Raw genomic sequence first — 2,813 nt, 5'->3', positions numbered from 1 at the left:
TTGAAGGTAAAGATAGTTCCTCTTGTTCCCATTTCCGGCTCTAATCCATCAGAGACATAACCACCTGTCCCTACCCATAATAATTCTGGTCCACAATTACCTCCACCAGTAACTACAGGACCATCATTAGTAGAAGTAGGTGTTGCCATCTTCCGATATATATCCATTGCTTCAAAATAGTAGGAATAATTTGAGTTATTATATGAAAGTATTAGAGGATTAGAATATACCCTACCAGAACTAATATTTCCTCCATCATGATAAGGTAGTATAATTGGACTTCCTGGAATATCTACTCCACCAATTAATATATGAACCTTCGGATAGCCAGAATGAGGCACAGTCCCTTCTGAATCTTGATATTTAACTGAGAAAGTATACAGGGTGCTTACATTACCATTAGTTGGATTCACCGTACCATTAGATAATACTGGTGCACTATTAACAGTAGGTGCTATCTTCACTTGAATCCCTGCACCACCAGCTGTCAATCCTGTTATATCTTTTGCTTCAAATTGATAGGTATAGATACCTGTAGGTGCAGGTAAAGTAGTCCTTGTTTCATATAGGACACCCGCCGCATAAGTAACCGTTGCTGGACTTACTCTGGTTAACGGTAAGATTGTCTCTGTTCCTCCTGTGGTCTTAATTTTTACCCGTGGATATCCGTCTAATGGTGCCTCATTATTCCCATCACTATATTTTACTCTATAGGTAAATATAGTGCTATTTGGCTCACCTTGTTCTGGGTCTAACCCATCATACAGATAGTTCCTTTCACCTGTCCATAACAAGAGCGGTGCGACAGGAGCATCAACCCCGGTCAATATAGGCCCAATATATTCTTGAGTCGGTGTTCCAGGGGCTAATACTCCATTTCTATCTTTTGCCGCAAAACGATATGTGTATGTCCCCGAATAAGGTAAATTGATAACACTATAATATTCTACTCCCTTAACATAATCAATAGGAACTTTATACAGCATCGAATAATATATACCCTCATAAGGATACCCCGCTCCATTTCGACGGATATATACTCTTACATTATCGGTAGGCGACGGACAATCTCCATCAATATCTTGATATATCACTTTAAAGGTAACTACTTTGGGTTTTGCACCAGTTTGAATATCCACGCCGCTCGTGCCATTATAAGGTGTTTGTGAAATAAAACTTAATACCGGTGGATTACTTATTGTAGGTCCTGTCTTTGTTCCCATTGCCTGAGATTGAGGATAAACTGATGAAACTCCCTTTATATCCTTTACCTCAAATCTATATTTATAGTCTGTGCCCGTTAAGCGTAATGATAATTCTTTCTTATATAACTTACCATCTGTATAAGTTATATCTAATGGGTCATTATGGTCCATCACATAAGGGCTACCGGGCACGGCTTCATTATCACCTCTAAAAACATACAGTAATGGATAGCCAGCTAATGGTGGGTCATTATCATCATCGGTATATTTTACCAGATAAGTAAATGTATCTCCAGATTTACCTGTTTCTGGTTCAATACCATCATACACATAATCACTAATTCCTGCCCAACTTAATACTGGTGGCTGACCAATTATTGGTCCAACCATCAAGGTAACGGTTGGTGTGCCTTCAGCTGAAACTCCATTTATATTCTTTGCCTCAAATATATATGTATAAATGCCTTCGAGAGTCAGTGGATATTGCACCGAATGTATCTGACCAGTCTGAGGGTTACCGGAAACATAGGACATTGGAAGTGTATTGAGTAAGTTTCCCTCTCTATAAACCTTTACATATACCCTATTGCCATATGGCTGGTTACCTGCGGGATCTTGATATTTTATCCGATAAGTATAAAGATTATGTGGAGAAGTACTTATCGGATAAACTCCACCTTCCTGGTAGTTAGGTTCACCAGTCCAGCTCAATACGGGTGGATTAGCGATTATTGGACCTACCGTGAAGGTAAATGTAGGTGTTCCTTCGGCTGGAATTCCATCTATATCCTTTGCCTCAAATAGACAAGTATAGTTGCCACTCTGAGTTAGTGGATATGATAACGAATGTATCTGACCATTCACAGGGTCACCGGAAACCTTCGGTATCGCAATTGGCTCTGGATAATATAACTTCCCATCCCGATAAATCTTTACATAGACATACCCTTTATCCGGGGCATCACCATCCGGGTCTTGATATTTTATCCGATAAGTATAATAACCCGATGGTGAAGTACTTGTCGGATAAACTCCACCTCCTTCGTAATCAGGTTCACCAGTCCAGCTTAATACTGGTGCCTGACCAATTATTGGTCCAACCATCTCTAAAGTCGCAGGTCCGACCGCAGAAACTCCATCTGTCCAGTCTACCATAATTAACTCATCTTCCCCTAAATCAGCAAATATATCAACTTGTGAAGGGGAAAATTCCCCGACCAAACTCGGCTCTCCAATTGCTTCTAAAGTAGCCGTTTTTGCAGATGGTGACTCACTCCCTATCTCTAAAGGATTAAGATTGATTCCAGGTTTCTCTTTTGCCTCTATCAAATAAGTGTAATTTCCTGACTCTGTAAAACTAATGTTAGCATAATAATCTCCATCGGCTAAATTTCCACTCGTCGGAACAAACCCCATTGGAAAGGGACTACCAAAAATGCTTTTCCCATCTTTATATATCCACAGGTGAACATATTTTGGTGGATTCCCATCCGCATCATAATATCGAACTTTATAAGTAAATAAAGTTACATTTACTGTGCCATAATCAGGGTCAACTGCATCAGATGTAAATCCCGACTCACCTGTCCAGGTAAGTATTGGAGCATT

General features: G+C 39.8%; 1 protein-coding gene. It reads right to left on the bottom strand.

The window, feature by feature from the left end:
- A partial coding sequence (locus tag AB1422_18680; GenBank protein MEW6621326.1) for a hypothetical protein occupies window positions 1-2,813 on the bottom strand: 2,813 nt, incomplete at both ends.

The organism is bacterium (assembly GCA_040757115.1).
Lineage (GTDB): Bacteria > UBA9089 > CG2-30-40-21 > CG2-30-40-21 > SBAY01 > JBFLXS01.
Note: the sequence above shows the minus strand (reverse complement) of the source record. Positions and strands in the feature narration are given on the sequence as shown.